Source organism: Macrococcus equi (assembly GCF_047426745.1).
GTDB classification, from domain to species: Bacteria; Bacillota; Bacilli; order Staphylococcales; family Staphylococcaceae; genus Macrococcoides; species Macrococcoides equi.
Genome location: NZ_CP179732.1, coordinates 517,288 through 541,183, shown reverse-complemented (window position 1 = coordinate 541,183; position 23,896 = coordinate 517,288). Strand labels below are relative to the sequence as shown.

The window sequence follows — 23,896 nt, the reverse complement described above, 5'->3', positions numbered from 1 at the left end:
TATATGCTTAAATAAAAAGACATGGAGGCATAACAAATGAAAAAACTAATGTTAGCGACAGGAGCAATTGTAATAATTGCATTTATGGCATTTGCATTTTTCATGAATCAAGGTACAGAAGATAAGTTAAAGCGAGACTTTACACCAGCAGAAGAGAAAGTTATGAAAGAGCATGTATTTGATGCTGAAAAGTTAAAAGCATTTGATGGAAAAGACGGTCACAAAGCATATGTTGCAGTGAATGGTGCAGTTTATGATGTCAGTGATATTGAAATGTGGAAAGGCGGTAAACATAACGGTCTTGAAGCAGGGAAAGATTTAACAGACGGATTTAAATCGTCACCACACGGCGGCGGATTCTTGAAAGATTTGAAAGTCGTCGGATCATATAAGTAGTTTTGAACACCTCAAGTTTGAGGTGTTTTTATTTTTGTTGTGATATTAATTGTCACGTGTCGTGAATGGTGCGTGCCAAAACAAAAGAATTGTCACGCGTCGTGAGTGGTGCGTGCCAAAACAAAAGAATTGTCACGCGTCGCGAGTGGTGCGTGCCAATTAATGAAGTTGGATAACCAAATTTCTTTATATTCGATGATAGAATTTAATCAATAGTTACGAATATATAAGTAGTACTGGAGGGAGAGACATGAACGAGTGTGATTCAAAAATAATTCAACTAATACAATCACGTGATGAACATGGTATTCAGTTATTGCTTGAGCAATACGGCGGTTTAATTAAATCAGTATGCAAGAAAAATTTGTATTACTTAGAAAGTCATCTGGATGAATGTATAAATGATTGTTTATTTGGTATCTGGAATAACATTCATAAATTTGATGCAAACAAAAATTCGTTCAAAAACTGGATTTGCGTTATCGCGAAATATCAATCGATAGATATGTTGCGTAAATATCAGAAAGATACTGAGACTACAATTCTAGAGAACAATGCTGTTTATTTGGATCAAGGGTTAAGACTACATGAACAGGCATGGTTTGATTTAATTAAAGATTTGTCAGAAGTGGATCAGCAAATACTGACCATGATTTATCTGGAAGGATATAAACCGGAAGAAGTTGCTGCTATGCTGGGACAGAAAACAAGCAATATCTATAATCGAACATCTCGCGCTAAAGAAAAGTTAAGACTTGTAAAGGAGGAATCTCAATGACAGATATATATGAAAAATTAAATGACATTCAGTTTGCAGATCCTATAGAAGAGGAAACATTGACAAAGAGCGAACAAGATAAATTCTATAAACAGTTTAAAGCGAAGACCACTCATAAAAAAACATCAATGGTAAAGCGAAGAGCCATACAAATCGCAGCTGCAATGATGTTACTCGCAGGTGGTTTACCATTAATGAATCATGATATTCAGGCAAGCGCTGTGAAGATTGTTGAAAATATAACGTATTCTTTTAAAGACATTATCACACCAGAAGCGACTAAATATGCAACCCATATTAATGAAACTGTAAGTGTTGATAAATTAGATGCGAAACTTGCAGATGTATTTATTAATGATAAGTTTCTAACATACAACTTACTTCTGGATGCGAGCGGGAAAGATACGACACATTTAGCCGATATCATTTCAGTCAAAATTAATGGTAAAGAAATGATGGAAGGCTTATCAGGAAGCAGTGAATATTTAAAAGACAAAAAAGTAACGAGTGATATCGGTTTAATCCATTTACGAGAAGCACCGCCAAAAGGGAAGCTGGATGTTGAAATGACATTTGGAAGTTATGAAGGAAATGGAGAAAATTTCGGATTTAAATTTAAAGTAGATACTACTAAATTAGATAGAACAGTGAAGTCAAAAGAGATTAATAAGATTGTTCCTGTGGGAAATGAAAATATTGATTTACATCAATTATCAATTAATCCGTTATCAGCACAGATTAAACTATCTGCTAAGAATGATAATAATTATGATATCAATCTATATGATGAACATGGTAAAAAATATTACTTTAATGTTATTGAGACAAAAAAATTAGATGAAAATTCTGAATCGATACTTGTATTTAACCAGGACGTAGGTTCTACTGGGAAGATAGATGATTTATACAAAGCAAAAGTTTTGAGCTTTGAAATTATTGATAACGGAAAAAATCATAATGGAACAATGAAAACAGAAAACAAAACTGATAAAAAAGCACTACAGCTTGAATTATAAATGGAAGACACCTCGGATGAGGTGTTTTTTTATGTGGATGGATTACAATTGTCACACATTGTATGAGAAACGTGACATTTAATAAAGGCAATTTGACTAAGAATTGTTTCTTATCTTTCCCTCATTTATGTCATAATAATAAAAAAGACAGTGGTGGTGAAAAGATGAAAATATTAATCGTAGAGGATGATTTAGTTATCGGAAAAATGCTTGCTGAAGAGCTGAAAAAGTGGCAGCTAGAGCCGATTATAATAGAGGATTTCAATCATGTGATGGATACCTTCAATAAGAATAGACCGGAACTCGTGCTACTCGATATTAATTTGCCGGCATTTAATGGATATCATTGGTGTCAGGAAATCCGTAAAGTTTCTACTGTACCCATCATCTTCATTAGTTCACGCAATGATAGCATGGATCAAGTGATGGCGATGCAGATGGGGGCAGATGATTTCATTGAAAAGCCGTTTAATATGACGGTCACGATTACTAAAATCCAGGCGCTCTTGCGAAGAACATATGATTTCACCACTCAAGTTAATAATTTAACTGTGGGTAATTGTGAACTCCTTCCTGAGGCAGCGAAACTAAAATATAACGGTCATACTATTGATCTTACGCATACAGAATTACAAATTATGCATAGCTTATTTCAGAACAAAGGTAAGTTTGTCAGTAGAAATACATTAATCGAAAAGTGCTGGGAATCGGAGCATTTCATTGATGATAATACGCTTGCAGTTAATATGACACGTTTACGTAAGAAGATACAAAAGCTTGGCCTTACGGATTTCATCGAAACGAAGAAAAACGTCGGATATCGCGTAGGTGACGTATGCGTTTCTTGAGAACAATCCAACGTGAAATTGTTATCACTATACTCATTTGTACTTTATTTTTCTTTATATTATTCATGTATAATGTGCCGGTTCAAGCGTATGCAATCGGAATATCGATTGTAATATTTATAATGCTTATTTACTGGGCTGTACGATTCACAAGTTATAAACAGGAGCAATCGCTACAGGAACAGAATGAAAGCTTAAAGTTAGAAAATAAGCAGCTACGTAATGACTTTATTCATTATCAAAGCGAAGTAGAATCGTATTTCTTAATGTGGGTACATCAGATGAAGACGCCAATTACAGCATCTAAGTTACTGCTTGAGGAACCTGATGCGCATGCCATTTCAAACGTACGCAATGAAATTCTTCAGATTGATAACTACACAAATCTTGCGCTCAACTATTTAAAGCTTATGAACCAGAAGACGGATATGGTATTTATGGAAGTCGGTATTGATGAATTAATACGCCCGCTTATTAAGCGCTATGCGATTCAGTTTATTCATCATCAAACAAGATTGCATTATGACAAAAGTGAAGCAATCATCTTAACAGACGCTAAATGGGCGTCCATTATGATAGAGCAAATATTAAACAATGCGTTAAAATATGCACGTGGTAAAGATGTGTGGATTTCGTTTGATGAATCGTCCAAAACATTATCAATCCGAGATAATGGTGTCGGAATCAATGCCAGTGATTTACCTAAAATATTTGATAAAGGTTTCTCTGGCTATAACGGTCGACTAAGTGAGAAATCAAGTGGTATTGGTTTATATATTGTGAACACAATCTCGAAGCGTTTAGGTCATAAAGTTAATGCCACATCAACTTTAAACGAAGGATCAACTTTTACCATTCAATTTAAATAACTCCAATCTTTCATTTTTGTAAGATTAACGGCTGTCTTTGTAAGAATAAATAAAGGCAGCCGTTTCTTATAGCGCGTAAGATAAAGATAACAACAAATAAGGAGTGAATGACATGTTACTCAATATAAAAAACGTGAAGAAGGTATTCGGTAGAGGTGCGAACCAAACGGTTGCATTAAAAGATATGAATTTTTCGATTAATGAAGGAGAATTTGTCGCGATAATGGGTGAGTCGGGTTCAGGTAAATCAACATTACTGAATATTATCGCAACATTCGATACACCAACAGAAGGATCAGTGGTCATTGGTGGACAAGATTTAAGTATGTTAAAGAATAAACAAGTGGCAAAGTTTCGTCGTGACACTTTAGGATTTGTGTTTCAGGATTTTAATGTCCTGCATACGATGAGTAATGAAGATAACATCTTAATGCCTTTAGTGCTTGCTAATATGAAACCTAAAGAAATGAAGGAGCGACTATCACGATTAGCACCAAAATTAGGGATTACGGATCATTTGAATAAGTTCCCGAATCAAATTTCAGGTGGTCAGCAACAACGCGTCGCAATTGCTCGTGCGCTTATTTCAAATCCAAGTTTATTGTTAGCGGATGAACCAACAGGTGCATTAGATTCTAAGACATCGACTGATATAATGCACCTGTTTCAGGATATCAATCGTGAAAACCAAACCATCCTTATGGTCACACATTCTGCCATTGATGCCTCATATGCAAGTCGCGTCGTATTCATTAAAGACGGTATTTTATACCACGAAATATACCGTGGAGATGAAACACAAAACGAATTCCAGAAACGTATCTCAGATAGTCTTTCAATGCTCGCGGAAAGAGGTGAGTAATGTGTTTCAACTTATTTCTAAACTTGTCATGAAGAATTTTAGAGCACTTAGAACAATTATAATTCCCTTTGTACTTGCTTCAAGTGTGATGATGGGGATGCAGTATATTATGCGCTCTATCATTAATAATGATTACATACAACATCGCCATAAAGACTTACCTCAGTTGTTAATTTATTCAAATATTCTTATCGGAATACTTACAGTGATCTTTATCATCTATGCCAATCATTTTGTAATGAAACAGCGTAAAAAAGAGTTTGCGCTAAATATGGTACTTGGTCTGGAGAAAAAACATTTAAGATTGATGTTGTTACTGGAAACAATCCTTGAATTTATTGTGATCAGTTTGCTTAGCGTTATTGGGGGCTATTTATTCGGAAATTTAGTATTTCTACTGTTGAATCGTCTCGTTGAAAGTAAGGGAATGTCATTGATGGATTATCCATTTGACCTCCAGGCGATGACGATTACAATTATTATGCTTTGTGGAGTTATGTTCACGCTATTTATTATTAATAACATCGTCTTAACATTACAAAGTCCTGTACAGTTAATGCGTTCTGAACTTGCAGGAGAGAAACCAGCAAAAAAATGGCTGATTATTATTCTGTTCATTATTGGTGTAATTGCATTAGGGTATGGCTATCATATTGCACTAACTGTTGAAGGTGTACTCAATGCATTGTCAAATATTTTCCAGGCAATACTTGCAGTGATTATCGGAACATATTGTCTATTCATGTCGCTAACACTTCTTGTACTTCAGTTCCTCAAATCCAGAGACGGAATTTACTATCGTCAAGAACGCTTCTTTGTGATATCTGGTTTACTGTCTCGTATGAAAGCAAATGCAGTAGGACTCGCAAGTATAGCCATGCTAATAACTTTTTTGATGGTGACGCTCGGTATGACTTTCACGGCTTATCGTGGGATTGAAAGTCAGGCTGCAGGTAAGATGATCAATGATTATGATATTGATTTTTTTGAGTCGAATAACAATGCGCCAAAAGTTATGAATGATATTAAAAAAGTTGCTACTGTAGATAAATTCAGGCTAAGTGAAAGTGCAAGTACATCATTGATCATTGATGAAAATAAACTAATACCGTTAGCAGATAAGGTTAGATCTAAATTTGACGGTAATAAGCTCGGCTATGCTGTGATTATTACGGAGAAAAATCATAATATTGAAAGAGATGAGCAAGTATCTCTCAAACCAGATGAAATTATGGTGAGTTCAAATGCAGACCGCTTCAGTCACTTTGATAAATTATTTATCATGAATAAAGAAGTAAAAGTCAACAAAGCCAAGAAAGATTATTTAGGAAATGCGGTAGCAATTGATGCACTCTATATTATCGTTCCGGACGAGCACACATTTGAGCAATATCGTAAACATTTCACTTTTTTAAATAGTAAAGGTGAACATCCTGCTGCAACTTCACAAAGATTAACCTTTAATGTTGTAAAGAATGAAATGGAATTAAAGAAAATAATTCCACAGCTAGAAAAGAAATATGCTATTCAAATCAATAATATTGATGACGTTAAGAAGGTAATGTATGAGCTGAATGGCGGTTTGATCTTCATTGGCATTGTTGTATCAATCGTATTAATGACAGGAATATTCTTAGTTCTGTACTATAAACAATTATCTGAGGGATATGAAGATAAACGTAATTACAGTATTATGAAAAAGGTTGGCTTACCACAACGCCTTATAAAGCATACGATTAATCAGCAAATTATCTGGATATTTGGATTGCCAATTGTGATAGGTCTTATTCATACATTGTTCGCGAACAAAATTATATTTAATTTATTAGGAGTACTTGGTATTCGTGATAAAGCAATGTTCTTCACAAGCTACGGTATCGTCATTCTCGCGATTATGGTCATTTACGGCATTATGTATCTGATAACATCAAGAACTTACTATAAGATTATTAATAAGAGATAACAAACGGTGGTAGTTGCGATAAAAATGTCACACGTGATGCTTGACGTATGCCAAAAGGCCACAAAATGTCACGCATCACAGCCGACGTATGCCAAAAGGCCACAAAATGTCACACATCACAGGTGACGTATACCAAACGACCACGAATAGTCACGCATCACAGCCGACGTATGCCAAACGACCACGAATTGTCACGCATCACAGCCGACGTATGCCAAACGACCACGAATTGTCATGCATCACAGCCGACGTATGCCAAAAGGCCACAAAATGTCACGTGTCACAGCTGACGTATGCCAAATCATCCACAACATCACGTCTAAGAACAATCCAACAACAAAAAAATGGCCTGTTCTGCATCAATCAGAACAGGCCATCTCTTTATATTATTCAAACGTCTTCACAAATGCTTCGATACTTTCTGCTTTTTCCCACGCATCTACATTGATTGGGTCGATATGAATGATAGGACCGCCTTCAGTTGTGATATACTCGCCGTCTTCTGATCCTAACCCATCGACAAATACTGTCTTACCAAGAACAGCATAGTAATCTTTTAATTCATCTTTCATCTTGTTACGTACAGCGATGTAATCTTCAACATCACTATTTTCGTACATGTAACCTTCGATTAAAGTATAACCTGGAACAATACCTTCATGGTCTTTAATTGTTGCTACATATGACCAGTCAATTACAATAACATGATCACCTGTAAATGAATGTCGTGTAATCGGTACGATGCTACCTCTCCACTCAATCTCTGCATAATCCGGAATATTCTTATATTCCATCGTGTACTCGCCTTCAGATTCATACGCCGTAATGAATGGTACAATAGCTAACCATTCTTTAATTTCTTCAACTGTGCTGAACATTCCTACAGTATGATGTTTTTTTCCATCAATAAACTCTAGTTGATACATATGAATCTCCCCTTTAAAAAAGTTTTCTTAAAGATAAACTTTAAGTTACCTCGATTATAATAAAGCGTTTTCAAAATGGCTATATTATAATAGAAAGTTTTTGAAATATATATTCGTACGTTCACAATACATTCATATTTAGCATAAATTTTTCCTGTAAGTTTATATTTAATGATTGTCATCATTGTTTTAATGTGACATACTAATTATCATAATAGTATAACCTAATAAACTAATTGGTATAACACAAAAAATAATGAGGTGGCTAATTTTGAGTAAATTTGTATATGCATTTGAAGAAGGAAGTCAGTCAATGAAAGACTTATTAGGAGGTAAGGGTGCGAACTTGTCTGAAATGATGCGCCTTGGATTACCGGTTCCTAATGGTTTCACGATTACTACTGAAGCATGTATTGAATATTTAGATCGTGGTGAAGTATTATCTGATGAAGTATTATCACAATTAGATGAAAAATTAAAAGAACTTGAAGATAAAACAAATAAAGCATTCTCTTCTGATGAAAATTTATTACTAGTATCTGTTCGTAGTGGGGCAAAAATTTCGATGCCTGGTATGATGGATACAATCTTAAATTTAGGGTTAAATGATGAAAATGTAGAAAAGTTAGCAGCAAAGACTGAAGATGCTCGTTTTGCTTATGATTGCTATCGTCGTTTATTACAAATGTTCGGTAGCGTTGTATACAACATTCCGATGCCTGCGTTTGAAGAATACTTCGAATCATTCAAAAAGGATAAAGGTCATGCAACAGATGCCGATGTTCCTGCAGAAGATTTAAAACAAATCGTCGAGCAATATAAAGAAATCTATGTTGAAGAAGCACATAAACCTTTCCCGCAGGATCCTAAAAAACAATTAACAGAAGCGATTGAAGCGGTATTCAAATCATGGAATAACGATCGTGCGCGCATTTATCGTGACTTAAATGAAATTCCACACAATATTGGTACTGCAGTTAACGTTCAGGAAATGGTCTTCGGTAATAGTGGTGACCGTTCTGGTACAGGTGTAGCATTTACACGTAACCCGGCTACAGGTGAGCATAAATTATATGGTGAATACTTACTCAACGCTCAAGGTGAAGACGTTGTTGCTGGAATTCGTACACCTAAGGAGATTGAAACTTTAAATAATCAAATGCCTGATGTATATCAAACATTTGTCGATGTAACGAAGAAATTAGAAGCGCACTACAAAGATATGCAGGATATCGAGTTTACAATTGAGAACGAAAAGTTATTCATTTTACAAACGCGTAACGGTAAACGTACAGCGAAAGCTGCGATCAATATTGCGGTGGATATGGTGCACGAAGGTGTTATTTCTAAGGAAGATGCTATAGGTATGGTTGATGTAAAATCAATTGATCAGTTATTACATCCAACATTCAAAGAAGAGGCGTTAGAAACAGCTGAACTTGTTTCTGATAAAGGACTTCCAGCTTCACCAGGTGCAGCAACAGGTGTCATTGTGTTCTCAGCATTAGATGCAAAAGCAAAAGCTGAAGCAGGTGAAAAAGTTATTCTTGTGCGTCCTGAAACGTCTCCTGAAGATATTGAAGGTATGATTGCAGCAGAAGCTATTGTGACTACACATGGTGGTATGACAAGTCATGCTGCAGTAGTAGCCCGTGGTATGGGTAAATGTTGCGTAACAGGCTGCTCTGATTTAGAAATTAACACGAAAGAAAAATACGTTAAATATTCAGGTAAAACATTATCTGAAGGTGATACAATCTCGGTTAACGGGTCAACAGGTGCAGTTTATATCGGTGCTGTTGAAACGACAAAAGCTGAAGCAAGTGAAGTATTTGAAGAATTTATGGGATGGGCAGAAGAGATTGCACGTCTTTCTGTACGAATGAATGCAGAAACAGATGGCGATATTAAAGCAGGATATTCATTTAATGCAAAAGGTATCGGCCTTGTACGTACTGAGCATATGTTCTTCGGTGAAGAGCGTTTAATCGAAATGAGACGCTTCATCTTAGCTTCAACATACGAAGAACGCGTAGAAGCATTAAATAAAATCAAAGTTTATCAGACTGAAGATTTTGAAGGCATCTTTAACTTATCTCAAGACCGTCCTTCAATCGTTCGTTTATTAGATCCGCCGTTACACGAATTCCTGCCTAAAGGTGGCGAAGAAGTTCAGGCAGTAGCGGATCAGTTAGGTGTTACAACTGACTTCTTAGACAAACGTATCGCTGAATTACATGAATTTAACCCGATGCTTGGTCACAGAGGTTGTCGTTTAGCGATTACTTATCCTGAATTATATGAAATGCAGACAGAAGCGATTATTACTGCTGTATTAAACTTAAAAGAAAAAGGCATCGAAACAAATCCAGAAATCATGATTCCTTTAGTATCAACAACACAGGAATTTGTTATTTTAAAAGATGTAGTTAAGAAAAAAGCACAGGAAATCATGGATGCAAAAGGTGTACAAGTTAATTATATGATTGGTACAATGATTGAAACACCACGTGCATGTTTAGTTGCAGGCGAACTCGCTAAGCATTCTGAATTCTTTAGCTTCGGTACAAATGATTTAACGCAGTTGACATACGGATTCTCTCGTGATGATGCTGGAAAATTCATCAACGAATATATTAACCGTGAAATCTTAGCTGTTGATCCATTCCAGACATTAGACGTAGAAGGTATGGGACAACTTATTAAGATTGCAGTACAAAGTGCTAAATCGGCAAATCCAGCAATTAAGATTGGGGTTTGTGGGGAGTTAGGTGGAGATCCTAAATCAATTCACTTCTTCAATGAACTTGATATTGATTATGTTTCATGCTCACCATTCCGTGTACCAGGAGCCATTCTTGCGACTGCGCAAAGTCAGGTGAAATAAATAACAGGAGGTACACTTTGAGTAAATATGAAACAAAAGATTTAATTATCTATATTATTTCTGATTCTATCGGTGAGACGGCTGATAGAATGTTACATGCAACGTTATCTCAATTTCCAAAACTCACATCTGTAAGTGTGAAGAAATTTTCATTTATCAAAGATGAAGAGGAATTTAAGAATATTCTAGAGCTGGCTAAGCAAAAAGAGGCAGTTGTTGTGACAACGCTCGTGAATCCAGAGTTCAATCGATTAGGTAAAGCCTTTGCAAAAGAAACGGGACTTTCTTATATTGATTATATGACAGGACTCATTCAGGTCATCCAAAACCATACTGACATGGAGCCAATAGGTGAGAGCGGTGCATTACGTAAGATGGACGAAGAGTATTTTAAGCGTATAGAGGCGATAGAATACTCTGTAAAATATGATGATGGCAAAAACTTTCATAATCTTGCAGAAGCTGATGCAATAATTGTTGGGGTATCCAGAACGTCAAAGACACCGTTAAGTATGTATTTAGCGAACAAAGGTTATAAAGTGGCGAATATCCCTTTAGTACCTGAATCGCCAATTCCAGAAGAAGTGTATGCACAGAAGAATTTAAAGGTATTCGGGTTAACGGCAAGTCCTAATTACATTATGAATATCCGTACTGAACGTGTGAAAGTTTTAGGACTTACTGGCCCAGGTCAATATAATGACTTGAAGCGTATTAAAGAAGAATTAAGTTATGCTGAAGAAGTATTTAATCGTTTAAATGCAACGGTTATTAATACTGAATATAAATCTATTGAAGAATCAGCCTTTTATATCGAGAAACATTTAAGAAGAAAGAAATAAATTAAAAGATTGGAGTGCTTAATGAGCACCCCAATTTTTTTAATCTGCATCCTGATTATCATATTCTTTTGCAGCGTTAACGAATGCCTGTAAGATTTTTTTGTTTGGTTCACTTATTTTGTAAACATCTTCAGGATGGAATTGTGTCGCAAGTACAAACTGATCAGTTTTAAACTCAATTGCTTCTATGACACCATCCGGTGCTTTCGCAGCTAAGTTAAATTCATCTGCTAATTCGTGGTTTGCTTGATGATGGAAACTGTTAACTTTAAAAGTATCAACCCCAACGATATCATGCAACTTAGAACCTTCTTCAACATATACTGTGTGTTGCAGGTAATCACGTGCAGATTGTTGTTTATGTTGGATTAAATCACCCTCATATTGGTCAGCAAGATGTTGATACATTGTACCCCCATTAATACTATTAAGTAATTGACTACCTCGACAAACAGCAAAAATAGGTACTCCAAGTTCTAGTGCATATTTGATTAACTTGATTTCATATTCATCACGACCAAGCTCTACAAAGCCTAATTGTGGATGGGGTTCTTCGTCATATGTAGCAGGATCAATATCTGTGCCACCTGTGAGATATAATCCATCGATACGATTTACTTGTGCTTTTATCGCATCTTCATTATCACATTTTGCCAGCAGCATCGGGGCACCGCCTAAATCTGAGATTGCATTAATATAACTTGGGCGCAAATGTAAATCACCATCAGGTTCTATCATTGTTGTTATTCCAATAATGGGTAATGACATAGTAAATCTCCTTTTATACGTTATTGATTATTTGTTTACCCGGAATCAATTAAAAATTAACACATTTTCCCCACCCGTTCTAGCTATTATATGCTATTATAGTTGAAGATTAAGGAGGTCATTATGAATCAAACTACAAAAAAAGGAATCGGTTTCTTTCCTGCACTTGCTCTCGTTATGGGTACAGTTATAGGATCAGGCGTATTCTTTAAAATATCAAACACAACAGAAGTTACCGGGACATCGGGGATGACACTTTTTGTCTGGTTGCTTGGAGGATTAATTACAATTTGTGCCGGGCTTACTGTAGCAGAGCTTGCAGCAGCTATCCCGCGCAATGGGGGATTAACAACCTACATTGATTATACATATGGTAAGTTTTATGGATTTTTAGCTGGCTGGGCACAAAGTTTTATATATTTTCCTGCGATGATTGCAGCACAATCTATCGTTTTTGCAGAGCAGGTAAGAAATTTACTACATCTGAATCAATCATGGGTATTTGTGATTGCTGTACTTGCTATGTTTTCGATTCTGTTAATTAACTGCTTAGGCTCAAAGGCAGGAGGTATGCTGCAGTCTGTGACTTTAGTTGTTAAACTGATACCGATTGTGGCAATCGTAATATTTGGCTTAATGCATAAAGGAGACGTTGAAGTATCGTTCATACCAACGACAGGTGATTCAGGAATTAACTTCTTCACTGCGCTTGGTGCAGGCTTACTTGCGACCATGTTTGCCTATGATGGATGGATTCATGTCGGTAATATTGCCGGGGAAATGAAAAATCCTAAAAGAGATTTACCGCTTGCTATTACGTTAGGCTTAGGTTTAGTAACAGTAATCTATTTACTCGTAAACGCAGCGTTTTTATTTACGCAACCAATCTCATCACTTCAAGGTAATCTTAATGCTGCGACTGAAACGGCACAAATTCTTTTCGGACAGTCTGGTGGTAAGTTGATTACTATCGGTATTATGGTGTCAGTTTACGGTGCATTAAATGGTTATACAATGACAGGAATGCGTGTGCCGGAAGCGATGGCACAGCAAGGATTACTGCCTTTCAAGGAAATGATTATGAAGCGCACACGTAGCGGAGCGCCATGGGTAAGTGGTTTAATCCAGGTAATCATTGCGATGATTATGGTGTCACTTGGTGCTTTTGATTCAATTACAAACATGCTAGTCTTTGTCATCTGGGCATTTTACTGTATGGCATTCTATGCGGTATTTATTCTACGCAAAAAAGAAAAGGACTTAGCACGTTCTTACAAAGTACCTCTGTATCCAGTGATTCCGTTAATCGCACTACTTGCTGGTATTTTCGTGATGGTAAACACACTGTTCACACAATTTGGGTTAGCTGTCACAGGTATAGTTGTGACACTCCTTGGTATTCCAATTTATCTATATCAGAAGAAAAAAGGCATGATTTAATATAAAAGCTCTCAGAAAATCATCTGAGAGCTTTTAATTATATTTAGTTAAGAATCGTGGATTATTTATTATTTTGACCTTAAATTAAGTATTTGATCATCTACTTGAGCAACAATTTCTCTGAAGATGCCTTGAGCGTTTAACTTCTTTGCAAGTAAAGGTGCTTGCCCGCACCACAAGTGAAGATGCTCTTTATTATTCGCTTGAGCAGCGCTGGCACGTATACTTTTTGTTAAGTCGTTTTGTAAGGGATAACATAATGGTGCAATATCACTTGATTCTAGTGTTCTTATAAAATCATTTTCGATACCACGTGCACTTTTCCCGCTGAATACGTTAGTGATGACTGTATCACTCGGTTGTGCGTGAAGGATGGCATCTTTATGGATGACCGGAGCTTTACTTTCATGAGAGGTCAGAAAAGCCGTCCCCATTTGCACACCTTGAGCACCTAGTGTTAACGCAGCAAGGACACCCCGAGCATCCATAATACCGCCTGCAGCGATGACCGGAATAGACACCTGATCAACTATTTGAGGAATTAAAGCGATAGTTCCAATGCCACGTGCATTTGTGTATGACCCTTTATGGCCACCAGCTTCATAACCTTGGGCAACGACCATATCAAATCCAGCATTTTCAATGGCTATTGCTTCTTCAACTGACCCCGCTGTTGCAATAGAGATAATACCGTTAGCTGTTAACTTATGAACAATCTCTTTATCAGGCAGACCGAAAGTAAAGCTTGCGACAGGTATGTGTAGATCAATCAACAGCTCAAGTTTATCGTAAAATTCACTTTCAGGATGGTCCTTGATCTTAGCGATTTCAAGATTATATTTGTCATACAAAGGCTTCAGCTGTTGTTGAACAATTTGGACATCATCATCTTGATATTCAAAGGCTTCAGGAACAAATAAATTCACTGCAAAAGGCTTATCTGTCAACTTACGAACAGCAGCGATTTCCTGTGCAAGTGCATCTGCTGTCATGTATCCTGCGCCTATTGTACCTAACCCACCTTCGTTACTAATAGCAGCAACGAGTTCTGGCGTCGTACTCCCGGCCATTCCTGCTTGTATAATAGGATACTGAATTCCGATACGCTTTGTTAATTGATTATCATGCCACATATGAACCCCTCCATGAGTTAATTTATTCATAATATAACATAAAAAAATTAACAACTAAATTTTCACTGTTTCACCATTTAATTTATGATATATTTAAATAAAAAATGGAAAAGAGGAACATTATGCGTACGCTTCATTTTTTATTATTATCAGTCATATTAATTATCACCGGATGTAGTAATGAAGATAAACAGGATACATCTAAAACAACACAGTCAGAAAAATCATCAGAAAAATCATCAGAAAAATCATCTGACGAATCATCAGACAAATCTACACCTGAAAAAACAACAGCAAACAATCAAAGTGATCATATTGATAAAGATAGACCTGCATCAAATACGACAAAGATGAAATTAATCGATACGATCTCTGAAGGACCTGTCACACCTAAATCAGTTGTGGCGAACAATAAAGGGTTAGTAATAGCAAATAATATGATGTATCAGCATACGATTACTGTATATGATGCTAAGACGCGTAAACTCGTTAAGAAATTATCAGATACAGTGGACTTTAATAAATTCGGTATTAAAGGGTTTGATAAACCTGTCAGTGGTGCTCCTGTTGAGGCAGCATGGACAAAGGATGGTAAATACGCTTATGTTTCACAATATCAACTCACTGATCACGGAGCTGAAGCAGAAGATATGTGTACAGCGGGGAAAGCGATAGCTGAGTCTGTAGTATATCGCTATAACGCTGAGAAGAAGGATTGGGACCAAGTAATTCAAGTCGGTCGAGTTCCTAAATATGTCGCTTTAACGAATGATGATTCAAAGTTACTTGTCTCTAACTGGTGTGATAAGTCATTATCGGTTGTCGATACAAAAACAGCAAAACAAACCGAACAAATTCCATTGAATGCAATGCCTCGTGGAATTGTTTCATTGCCGGATAACAATACAGCATATGTTACAGCAATGTTTTCAAATGAAATATATAAAGTAGATCTTAAAACAGGTAAAAGTAAAATGATTCTAAAGACAGGGGAGAGACCACGTCACCTCGTATTGGATAATAAGGGTAAGACAATCTATATCACTGTAGCTGGTGCTAACGAGCTTTTAAAATATGATGTAGCAACTGATTCTGTAATAGGACATGCTACAACAGGGCAAGAACCACGCTCAATGGCGATATCACCGGACAGTACAGCACTTTATATCGTTAACTATAACGAAAATACGGTTTCTAAGTTTGATGCAAAAACATTAAAAGAAATTACAAGAGTAGACGCAGGTTTCCATCCTATCGGCATTAGCTATGAAAATACAACAGGGGATGTATGGGTTGCAAACTATGGCGGAACAATTTCAGTATTTGATGATAAGGTTAAATAAAAATGAAATGTTATGAATAGGATAAGAAATTGAGTTGTGGTATATTTAATTTGAAATACAATCAAAAAATTGGAGGCAATCATGACACAATTAGTTCCTTATTTAGCTTTTGACAGTGCAAAAGAAGCTTTAGCCTATTATGAAGAAGTATTTGGTGCAACAGATATTAACAGATTACCTGTAGGACAAGAACAAGCAGCACAATTCGGAGTAGATCCAGAAAAAGCTGATGATATGACGATGCATTCTGAATTTAAAGTTGCTGGCCACCTTCTTTATGCAGCAGATCGATTTAATAAAGCAGGAGACTTCAATAATAGTATTGTATTATCACTGAACTGGGATAATACAAACGCAGCTGAAACTGAAGAGATGACAGCATTATTCAACAAAATCGCAGCACACGCAGACACTAAAGTTGAGATGCCAATCGGAGAACAATTCTGGGGTGGCGTTATGGGAGCTTTAGATGATAAATACGGTGTCCACTGGATGTTTAACGGAAATTAATTAATATTAAAATTTGAGACCAGGACAAATTCGTCTTGGTCTTTTTCAATGCATATAACGTATAATATGTATGAGGTGAGAAGATGGCATTAAGTATAATGTATCAAAAAAATAAAAAATTAGAACGTGCAGCAACAATTGACGAATTGCCAAAAGATGCCGGATTTATCTGGTTTGATTTTGAAGGAGCAACAGAGGAAGAAAGTGAATTGTTTAAGCAACACTTTGATATTAATGGATTAACAATAGAAGATGTCATACATAGTAATTCAAGACCGAAATATAAGAATTACGGGGAATATGAGTATCTTGTGTATCAAAAGATTGAACCGGATACATATGAAGCGGAAACGATTAACGTACTAGTTAAAGAACGTATCTTTATCACGTATCATGCTGAAGATATAGAAGCGAACGATGAAATTGATGCATTAGCAAAAGAATTAGAAGAAGAAGCACCGGGCAATTTAACACCACGCGTTGTTGCGATGATGCTGCTGGATAAAATTGTAGACTTTTATACAGAAACAGTAGAAGCGATTGAAGATAAAGTATTAAGCTTTGAAAAAAGGCATGCGAAAGATAAAGAACAACATAAAATAATGGATGATATCTTTGACTTAAGATCAAGACTGATTAGAATTAAAGGCATCATTGTACCTATGGCAGAACTAGTGGATGAGCTTGAGCGCAATAAATATATGGTGGAAACAGAACATGATCACCATTATATCCATCACATACAGGACCATATGATTAAGCAGAAGAATATTATTAAAAACGCGCAGGAATTAACCGATGAAATAAGAAGTAACTATGAATCATATAATAATTACCGTATGAATAGAGTAATGCAAATGCTGACACTCGTATCGACAGTATTCTTGCCGCTCACTTTGATAGCAGGAGTATATGGGATGAACTTTGAGTATATGCCTGAGTTGAAGTGGAAATACGGATACTTTACCGTATTAATTGTCATGGCGGTAATGCTTGTGACAAGTATGATTTATTTTAAAAAGAAGAAGTGGTATTAGGCAAAAAAAAATAAGCCCCTTGAGGGCTTATTCTTCAACATTAAATATTATAATTTAACGATGTTAGCAGCTTGAGGTCCACGTTGACCTTCTTCGATGTTGAATTCAACTGCTTGACCTTCTTCTAAAGTTTTGTAACCGTCTCCTTCGATAGCACTGAAGTGAGCGAATACATCGTCTCCACCTTCAACTTCGATGAATCCAAAACCTTTTTCTGCGTTAAACCATTTAACTGTACCTTGTGTCATAATAATGACCTCCAAAAAATTATTAAATAATATCTAATGTTTTACATAAAGAAAACTTCACACATTACAAAAAGCAAACCCTTAACACGATTACTTTTTGTAATATGTGAAGTCCTTACGTTTCTTGCATATGTTCGATATATTTGTACTAAGTATATAACGGATACCGAACAATGTCAAACAGCAAAACTCATTCAAATCATCATAACGTGTGTAAAATGCCATAGGTATCACGTCTACAGGTGTTAAAAAATATTTAAAAATTTATAAATACTTTTTATTTTCTTTGATATAACTAAATATTAATACGAGAATTGTGGCTCCTAAATAGATAACCTCTGGTGCATCTTTAAGTAGATTAATCGGTTTACTTGAGTCGAGCATAAGTACTTTCATTAAAGAGAAAACTAATAGTAGTCCCATGATGTATTCAAAAGCACTTGCATATGCTTTTTCGCCGATCTTTCTTTTTTCTTCGCTTACAGGATTTTTTGATTTTAACATACTTGTTCGTCCAAATATTTTATTTTGAAACATATAAAACAGGATAAACAGCAGAATAATCATTCCAGCAATAAGTTCTTTCATTTAAATGCCACCTTTAATGTATTTAATTCATAATAATGGTAACATAAGGAATTAAAAATGACAATTAATGCAAAAAAAATAAGCCCCTTGAGGGCTTATTTTCCAACATTAAATATTATAATTTAACGATGTTAGCAGCTTGAGGTCCACGTTGACCTTCTTCGATATTGAATTCAACTGCTTGACCTTCTTCTAAAGTTTTGTAACCGTCTCCTTCGATAGCACTGAAGTGAGCGAATACATCGTCTCCACCTTCAACTTCGATGAATCCAAAACCTTTTTCTGCGTTAAACCATTTAACTGTACCTTGTGTCATAATAATGACCTCCAAAAAATTATTAAATAATATCTAATGTTTCTTCTACAAAGAAAAATTCACATATTACAAAAAGTCTCGACTTACACGATTACTTTTTGTAATATGTGAAGAAGCTTTGTTTGTTGCATATGTCCGATATATTTGACTTAAGTATATAACGTGATTTCACAAATGTCAAATTTATTTTTTAAGCATTTATGTGATATATTGTGAAAAACGTGATACCTGTAGGGTAAATTGATTGAAAAATGAATTTGAAATAAAAAAAATAAGCCCCTTGAGGGCTTATTTTCCAACATTAAATATTATAATTTAACGATGTTAGCAGCTTGAGGTCCACGTTGACCTTCTTCGATATTGAATTCAACTGCTTGACCTTCTTCTAAAGTTTTGTAACCGTCTCCTTCGATAGCGCTGAAGTGAGCGAATACGTCGTCTCCACCTTCAACTTCGATGAATCCAAAACCTTTTTCTGCGTTAAACCATTTAACTGTACCTTGTGTCATAATGAATGACCTCCAAATAATTATTAAATAATATCTAATGTTTTACAAAAAAACACTTCACATATTACAAAAAGTGTTGTCTTACATTATTACTCTTTGTAATGATGTGAAGAGCCTTAATTTCTTGCATATGTACGATAATATTTGAATCAATTATATAATGAATATTGTAAATTGTCTAGTATTTGTGATAATTAAAATACAAAATGAGTAAAACAACAAACTAATTAATACGTTTAGAGGTAGTTATTAGGAGGGTGTGACGGTTTTATTCATTTTTCTGTTCGATGATATGATGCAACAAATAATTGATTAACTTAGTAAAAGATTGTTTATCTACGGTCATATCAAATGATTCATATTGATTAATTGATGGCTGATGATTGATGAGTTCCAGGTCGAGATGAATTGAAAGATCGAGTGATAATGCCTTCTCCTGATAAATTGTAATATACATATCCGATTCGATAAAATGATACGCTCCTGCTTCAAATGAAAGCATGTGCTCTAACTTATCGGCATCGTCTTCAAAAAAAGCTAAATTAAATTGTTGATGACTTGAATCATGGATGAATGCGATATTGAAAATCACAGTTCTTGGTTCATTTATGACTTCATTAAGCTTGAATACAATCGATGTACGTTCAAAAATATCTATTAATGGTAGTGTAGTATTCATCAGTATCACCTCAATACAAGTATATCAATAATTGTAATATAATTGGAAATTTCAAGGTTATATAAGATTGATTTATGTATAGTAACTAAAATAATCTGATGAAGATAACTGCACTTAAAAGTAGTATCAGTCCGATAACCTGTATGCGTGTGACAGGGACTTTTTTAGCGCCGATAAACCCGAATGTATCAATCATCACACTACATAATATTTGACCAAATAGGCATATGACGACCACCAGACCAGTACCGATGATAGGTACAAGGTAAGCCATGACAAAGACAAATAACGCACCCAGAATACCACCACACCAAATCCAGAGTGGTTTATCTTTACCGATAGCCAGTTTAAACTGTTTAAGTTGCTTAAAGACAAAGGTGATTAAAATAAATAAAATAGTCGTTCCGACTAGAAATGAAATAAAAGCGGCATGGATGGCTGAATGTAATAGTCCACCTAAATGACCATTGATGGCTGATTGACTGGCCATGAGCATACCTGCGACGATGCCCGCAATTTGATAAATAAGTTTGCCTGGTACATGTGAAATCGGATTATCTTTAAAACGACGTTTATTGATATAATCTGGAAGCACAATTACACAGAACACACCGATTACTAGAATGATAATCCCGATTAGTCTTAGCACAGTGAAACTTTTTTCAGGGGAGAAGAATAAGCCGAAGTGATCGATCACCATGCTCATTATTATTTGCCCCATAATGGGAAGCACAACTGTCTGTACGCCACCTAACTTAGGGAAGAGCAGAATATTAGTGGTTAGACCGACGACACCTAATAATCCACCAATCCATATCCAGTAAGGATTATTGTTAAATACGGAAGCATCAATCATAAGTGTATGTTTGGTTGCTAAAGTGATAAAAGACAAGAAGATTGTACCGACTAAAAACGAAATAAATGAAGCAACAAAGGGTGACAATACATATTGACGCAACCTAGAGTTGACTGCCGTTTGTATCGGAACCATGATACCGATGCATAATGCGAAAAGAATATATAGCATAATAACACTCCAATAAGATTTAATAAAATAATCATACATGATTAATGTATATATTTCATGATGAAGGGTATTACTATTTTGAGTTAAGTGATACAGGAGGGCATCATGGAATATAGAAGATCAAATCAAGCAAGGATTGAAGAAACTGAAGTGAATCATCAAGATATATATACAGTAAATAATCCGGTTAATAATTTAATACATATATTAGATGCGAAATTTTTTAGAGTGGCATTAGTGCTTACGATACTTGTTTTATTTTTTTATTATCAATTTTAACCTTAGTGGTTTATAAGATATTCTCTTTAATGAAAAGAAATCCAGTCAAAACTTAGGTTGGATTTCTTTTCGGTTCTATATACCAAACTTTTAAATATTGATAAAGTATCCCAACAAATTGTTCCAGACTCCTATCATTAATAATTTCAGTATAACAATGAACAGGATAAATTTTGAAACAAAAAAGGAATGTCAGCAGACACTCCTTATTTCCAACGTTCTAACTTATTTAGTTGCATCGGATAGAAAGTTTTCATCATGAACTTCATGATAGGATTACCTTTACCTTCAGAGATGGCTTTTTTACCACGATCAAGCATCTCTTCTTTTGTGATATCCGGATCAATAAATTGCCCATTTTGATAACAATAAATACAGAATTTTAAACTTTTGCTGCCATCTTTTTCTGTGCCACGAACATCTTCGCCGTGCAGATTAAGAGGCATCCCGCAACTTTGACAAAATTTCTCCATATTCATTCTCCTTATACGTGTTGATCGAATAACAATGTATTGCCATCTAAATCTTTAACCATGAAATAACCAGGACCTTCTGCGTTATCTGCAGTAAGTGGTGTGATGAATTCATAACCTGCTGCTTCTAATTTCTCAGCAATTTCACGTACATCGGTACCTGGTACTTCTTCACCTTTATTATTCCATTTCGGATTGAACGTCATCATAAACTCTTCAAACATCCCTTGGAATAAACCAATACGTGCTGCACCGTTACTTAATACAATCCAGTTTTGTGAGATGTCGCCGCTGACTTGTTCAAACCCTAATGTTTCGTAAAACTTAAGGGATTCATTAATATCTTTAACCGGTAAACTAACTGAGAAATTACCTAATTCCATTTTGAATCGCTCCTTATGCGAAGAAATATGCTGCAAGTGTCATAATCATAATACAAATCAATTTATAACTTTCGTTGATTGCAATCAGTTTAAATGATTTCATTTCAAAGAAATAATTTTTAAGTGCTGAGAAGTTTGAAATGATTGCGATGGTAAACCCTGCACAGAAGATATTTAAATTTGTATGTGATAATAAGAAAAAGACAAGCAACGCAACAATAATCTCTAAAATGAAAGTGTAGATCATTTCTTTCATTCCACTGTTGGAATCATTAATTTGTTCTTCTGTGATTCCGACTTCTTTTATCCAGGCCTTTTTAAAAATAAATCCATACCATGCGCCACCTATCATAAATGCGATAACGCCTGCAATAACTGCTGCTAATATATTCATTAAATATTCTCCTTTAACGCTTCTTGCTTAACGCGTTCCATAAATTCGTTCACTACTTTTTGATTTTGCTTTTTAGGCATGACTTTTAACATTGCTTTACCAACTAAGTTGAGCCCTTTGTTTGAGCCGCTATAAATGAAGCGTGTTTCATGATCAGAAATCTTTTCTAGTACATAATCAGCTTCGATATCAAACATGTTAGCCAGTTGAAATCCTGACCTATTGTGCTTACGAGTTGGTGTATCTTCATGCCCCAGATCAGTGACAATATACTTCATAACTTTATTGCCTTCTTTGTAGGATTGTTCATAAGTTGAGCCCACTATACCTGGTTTTCTTTCCAGGACTTTCATTTCTACAACTTGTGGCATAATACGTTGGATATTTTCTAAATCAAACAAAGACCAGACCTTTTCAATATTGACGGGTAGTAACATTTCTTCTCTCCAGGTAACCATAAAAACCTCCGATAATTGTGTTCAACTCAATCTTAAACGATGTGATAAAGGAATGCGATAAAAAAGTGATAATTTACACAAGTAGGGATTGTTATGATTTACTATTTTGATATGGATATAAATGGGTGTTATTATTGAAGAAAAGTAAATAAGGAGCATCAATGTGTTAAAAAGACAATTTCTTATGGTTGCATGGATTAGCATGACTATATTTATTGGTTACTTTATATATGCGATTTCTAATGTTTTTTTAAATAACCACCTTCATGAAAGTATTATTAATGTTTTAATATCATTCATATTTTTAGGACTATCAATTGTTTATTTCAAAAAGGCAAAGAAAGTTGATAGCAGTATTGAAGTGATAGAAAGTATCTATAAACATCAAAATTTCGTGATTCAAAATGAAGTTTCTTATTATCGACAACAACTAATTTTTTCTGAAAGAGCTACATTTTTAGGAAGATATAAACCCCATATCACTGGTTTCAAATCACTATTTTTTGCTAACCTGGAGATTTTAGTGAGAGCTCAACCTTTTGAACATATAGTAGAAGATAGTGATGGCAATGCGGTGATGTATATTAATATTAAAGGATTTAGGGCACCTACATTTATAGTTTATGATCAAGATTACAGGAAAATTGGTGAAATAAAACAGCAGCTTTTTAAATCACTCACAGATTATATATTTGACATAAATATAGAAGATCAAAATTTTAATGTAAAGTCAGAATTCTTAACTAGAGACTTGTTTGTAGAAGGTATCATGAAGGTTGATTCAACAAAGGTACCTTTAGAACTGACTGAAACATTTAAAACAATTACACCAACGGTATACGAAATAGAAAATAATCTTAATAGTGAAAAAGGGAAAATGGGGCTAGCTATTGCTATTATTTATGAAATGTTGAGGGGATAACA

At 35.1% G+C, this 23,896-nt stretch carries 28 protein-coding genes; 15 read left to right on the top strand and 13 right to left on the bottom strand.

Going from position 1 to position 23,896, the window contains the following annotated elements; all coding sequences use genetic code 11:
- The first annotated feature begins 36 nt into the window (after nucleotides 1-36).
- The 7 genes from ACMGE6_RS02805 to ACMGE6_RS02775 all read left to right on the top strand — a co-directional run bounded on the left by ACMGE6_RS02805 (nucleotide 37) and on the right by ACMGE6_RS02775 (nucleotide 6,732).
- Nucleotides 37-396, top strand: a complete 360-nt coding sequence (locus ACMGE6_RS02805; protein WP_414054374.1) for a cytochrome b5 domain-containing protein — start codon at nucleotides 37-39, stop codon at nucleotides 394-396.
- 250 nt (nucleotides 397-646) lie between these two features.
- A complete protein-coding gene (locus ACMGE6_RS02800) occupies nucleotides 647-1,174 on the top strand; it encodes a sigma-70 family RNA polymerase sigma factor (protein WP_414054373.1) in 528 nt (175 codons plus the stop codon).
- Nucleotides 1,171-2,190, top strand: coding sequence for a hypothetical protein (locus ACMGE6_RS02795; RefSeq protein WP_414054372.1), 1,020 nt, complete (start codon nucleotides 1,171-1,173; stop codon nucleotides 2,188-2,190). Before ACMGE6_RS02800 ends, ACMGE6_RS02795 begins: the two co-directional genes overlap by 4 nt.
- A gap of 164 nt (nucleotides 2,191-2,354) precedes the next feature.
- Nucleotides 2,355-3,038: a response regulator transcription factor gene (locus ACMGE6_RS02790; RefSeq protein ID WP_414054371.1), complete on the top strand. Its 684-nt coding sequence runs from the start codon at nucleotides 2,355-2,357 to the stop codon at nucleotides 3,036-3,038.
- On the top strand, nucleotides 3,026-3,907 hold the full coding sequence (locus ACMGE6_RS02785) for a sensor histidine kinase (protein WP_414054370.1): 882 nt from the start codon (nucleotides 3,026-3,028) through the stop codon (nucleotides 3,905-3,907). The genes ACMGE6_RS02790 and ACMGE6_RS02785 overlap by 13 nt, the downstream gene beginning before the upstream one ends.
- 112 nt (nucleotides 3,908-4,019) lie before the next feature.
- Complete coding sequence (locus tag ACMGE6_RS02780; RefSeq protein ID WP_414054369.1) at nucleotides 4,020-4,769, top strand: ABC transporter ATP-binding protein; 750 nt, start codon at nucleotides 4,020-4,022, stop codon at nucleotides 4,767-4,769.
- A gap of 1 nt (nucleotide 4,770) precedes the next feature.
- A complete protein-coding gene (locus ACMGE6_RS02775) occupies nucleotides 4,771-6,732 on the top strand; it encodes an ABC transporter permease (protein ID WP_414054368.1) in 1,962 nt (653 codons plus the stop codon).
- A 386-nt stretch (nucleotides 6,733-7,118) separates the two neighbouring features.
- Here ACMGE6_RS02775 and ACMGE6_RS02770 read toward each other — a convergent pair whose 3' ends face one another.
- On the bottom strand, nucleotides 7,119-7,658 hold the full coding sequence (locus ACMGE6_RS02770; RefSeq protein ID WP_414045039.1) for a hypothetical protein: 540 nt from the start codon (nucleotides 7,656-7,658) through the stop codon (nucleotides 7,119-7,121).
- Nucleotides 7,659-7,929: 271 nt separating this feature from the next.
- On the opposite strand from ACMGE6_RS02770, the gene ppdK reads away from it, so the two are divergent.
- Both ppdK and ACMGE6_RS02760 read left to right on the top strand, forming a co-directional pair.
- Nucleotides 7,930-10,545 carry a pyruvate, phosphate dikinase gene (ppdK, locus tag ACMGE6_RS02765; RefSeq protein ID WP_414054367.1) on the top strand — a complete coding sequence of 872 codons (2,616 nt, stop codon included), beginning with the start codon at nucleotides 7,930-7,932 and terminating at the stop codon, nucleotides 10,543-10,545.
- A gap of 17 nt (nucleotides 10,546-10,562) precedes the next feature.
- On the top strand, nucleotides 10,563-11,387 hold the full coding sequence (locus ACMGE6_RS02760) for a pyruvate, water dikinase regulatory protein (protein WP_233681544.1): 825 nt from the start codon (nucleotides 10,563-10,565) through the stop codon (nucleotides 11,385-11,387).
- A gap of 39 nt (nucleotides 11,388-11,426) precedes the next feature.
- Here the strand turns inward: ACMGE6_RS02760 and ACMGE6_RS02755 are convergent, their stop codons facing one another.
- On the bottom strand, nucleotides 11,427-12,155 hold the full coding sequence (locus ACMGE6_RS02755; RefSeq protein ID WP_414054366.1) for a gamma-glutamyl-gamma-aminobutyrate hydrolase family protein: 729 nt from the start codon (nucleotides 12,153-12,155) through the stop codon (nucleotides 11,427-11,429).
- Between the two features lie 123 nt (nucleotides 12,156-12,278).
- Between ACMGE6_RS02755 and ACMGE6_RS02750 the strand changes: the two genes are divergently transcribed.
- Nucleotides 12,279-13,595 carry an APC family permease gene (locus ACMGE6_RS02750; RefSeq protein WP_414054365.1) on the top strand — a complete coding sequence of 439 codons (1,317 nt, stop codon included), beginning with the start codon at nucleotides 12,279-12,281 and terminating at the stop codon, nucleotides 13,593-13,595.
- 68 nt (nucleotides 13,596-13,663) lie between these two features.
- Here the strand turns inward: ACMGE6_RS02750 and ACMGE6_RS02745 are convergent, their stop codons facing one another.
- The gene (locus ACMGE6_RS02745; protein WP_414054364.1) at nucleotides 13,664-14,728 is read right to left on the bottom strand and encodes an NAD(P)H-dependent flavin oxidoreductase; all 1,065 of its coding nucleotides are present in this window, start codon (nucleotides 14,726-14,728) and stop codon (nucleotides 13,664-13,666) included.
- A gap of 122 nt (nucleotides 14,729-14,850) precedes the next feature.
- Between ACMGE6_RS02745 and ACMGE6_RS02740 the strand changes: the two genes are divergently transcribed.
- From ACMGE6_RS02740 to corA, 3 genes are all read left to right on the top strand, one after another.
- Nucleotides 14,851-16,071: a YncE family protein gene (locus tag ACMGE6_RS02740; protein WP_414054363.1), complete on the top strand. Its 1,221-nt coding sequence runs from the start codon at nucleotides 14,851-14,853 to the stop codon at nucleotides 16,069-16,071.
- Between the two features lie 81 nt (nucleotides 16,072-16,152).
- The gene (locus tag ACMGE6_RS02735) at nucleotides 16,153-16,581 is read left to right on the top strand and encodes a VOC family protein (protein ID WP_414054362.1); all 429 of its coding nucleotides are present in this window, start codon (nucleotides 16,153-16,155) and stop codon (nucleotides 16,579-16,581) included.
- An 83-nt stretch (nucleotides 16,582-16,664) separates the two neighbouring features.
- Nucleotides 16,665-17,618: a magnesium/cobalt transporter CorA gene (gene corA, locus ACMGE6_RS02730; RefSeq protein ID WP_414054361.1), complete on the top strand. Its 954-nt coding sequence runs from the start codon at nucleotides 16,665-16,667 to the stop codon at nucleotides 17,616-17,618.
- Nucleotides 17,619-17,665: 47 nt separating this feature from the next.
- Here the strand turns inward: corA and ACMGE6_RS02725 are convergent, their stop codons facing one another.
- The 6 genes from ACMGE6_RS02725 to ACMGE6_RS02700 form a co-directional block, all read right to left on the bottom strand.
- A complete protein-coding gene (locus tag ACMGE6_RS02725; protein WP_086041794.1) occupies nucleotides 17,666-17,866 on the bottom strand; it encodes a cold-shock protein in 201 nt (66 codons plus the stop codon).
- Nucleotides 17,867-18,130: 264 nt separating this feature from the next.
- Nucleotides 18,131-18,454: a hypothetical protein gene (locus ACMGE6_RS02720; RefSeq protein ID WP_414054360.1), complete on the bottom strand. Its 324-nt coding sequence runs from the start codon at nucleotides 18,452-18,454 to the stop codon at nucleotides 18,131-18,133.
- Between the two features lie 115 nt (nucleotides 18,455-18,569).
- On the bottom strand, nucleotides 18,570-18,770 hold the full coding sequence (locus ACMGE6_RS02715) for a cold-shock protein (protein ID WP_086041794.1): 201 nt from the start codon (nucleotides 18,768-18,770) through the stop codon (nucleotides 18,570-18,572).
- Between the two features lie 308 nt (nucleotides 18,771-19,078).
- Nucleotides 19,079-19,279 carry a cold-shock protein gene (locus tag ACMGE6_RS02710; protein ID WP_086041794.1) on the bottom strand — a complete coding sequence of 67 codons (201 nt, stop codon included), beginning with the start codon at nucleotides 19,277-19,279 and terminating at the stop codon, nucleotides 19,079-19,081.
- Between the two features lie 268 nt (nucleotides 19,280-19,547).
- Entirely contained in the window at nucleotides 19,548-19,958 is a 411-nt protein-coding gene (locus ACMGE6_RS02705) for a hypothetical protein (protein WP_414054359.1), read from the bottom strand.
- An 85-nt stretch (nucleotides 19,959-20,043) separates the two neighbouring features.
- A complete protein-coding gene (locus tag ACMGE6_RS02700; protein WP_414054358.1) occupies nucleotides 20,044-20,985 on the bottom strand; it encodes a DMT family transporter in 942 nt (313 codons plus the stop codon).
- Between the two features lie 105 nt (nucleotides 20,986-21,090).
- Here ACMGE6_RS02700 and ACMGE6_RS02695 point away from each other — a divergent pair, with 105 nt between their 5' ends.
- Complete coding sequence (locus tag ACMGE6_RS02695) at nucleotides 21,091-21,264, top strand: hypothetical protein (protein ID WP_414054357.1); 174 nt, start codon at nucleotides 21,091-21,093, stop codon at nucleotides 21,262-21,264.
- A 206-nt stretch (nucleotides 21,265-21,470) separates the two neighbouring features.
- Here ACMGE6_RS02695 and ACMGE6_RS02690 read toward each other — a convergent pair whose 3' ends face one another.
- The 4 genes from ACMGE6_RS02690 to ACMGE6_RS02675 are packed head-to-tail and all read right to left on the bottom strand — an operon-like array spanning nucleotide 21,471 to nucleotide 22,972.
- Complete coding sequence (locus tag ACMGE6_RS02690; RefSeq protein WP_414054356.1) at nucleotides 21,471-21,737, bottom strand: zinc ribbon domain-containing protein; 267 nt, start codon at nucleotides 21,735-21,737, stop codon at nucleotides 21,471-21,473.
- Between the two features lie 11 nt (nucleotides 21,738-21,748).
- Nucleotides 21,749-22,120, bottom strand: coding sequence for a VOC family protein (locus ACMGE6_RS02685; protein ID WP_414054355.1), 372 nt, complete (start codon nucleotides 22,118-22,120; stop codon nucleotides 21,749-21,751).
- 13 nt (nucleotides 22,121-22,133) lie between these two features.
- Entirely contained in the window at nucleotides 22,134-22,514 is a 381-nt protein-coding gene (locus ACMGE6_RS02680) for a DUF1761 domain-containing protein (protein WP_414054354.1), read from the bottom strand.
- Complete coding sequence (locus ACMGE6_RS02675) at nucleotides 22,514-22,972, bottom strand: SRPBCC family protein (protein WP_414054353.1); 459 nt, start codon at nucleotides 22,970-22,972, stop codon at nucleotides 22,514-22,516. The genes ACMGE6_RS02680 and ACMGE6_RS02675 overlap by 1 nt, the downstream gene beginning before the upstream one ends.
- A 163-nt stretch (nucleotides 22,973-23,135) precedes the next feature.
- Between ACMGE6_RS02675 and ACMGE6_RS02670 the strand changes: the two genes are divergently transcribed.
- Nucleotides 23,136-23,894: a hypothetical protein gene (locus tag ACMGE6_RS02670; RefSeq protein ID WP_414054352.1), complete on the top strand. Its 759-nt coding sequence runs from the start codon at nucleotides 23,136-23,138 to the stop codon at nucleotides 23,892-23,894.
- Nucleotides 23,895-23,896 lie beyond the last annotated feature (2 nt).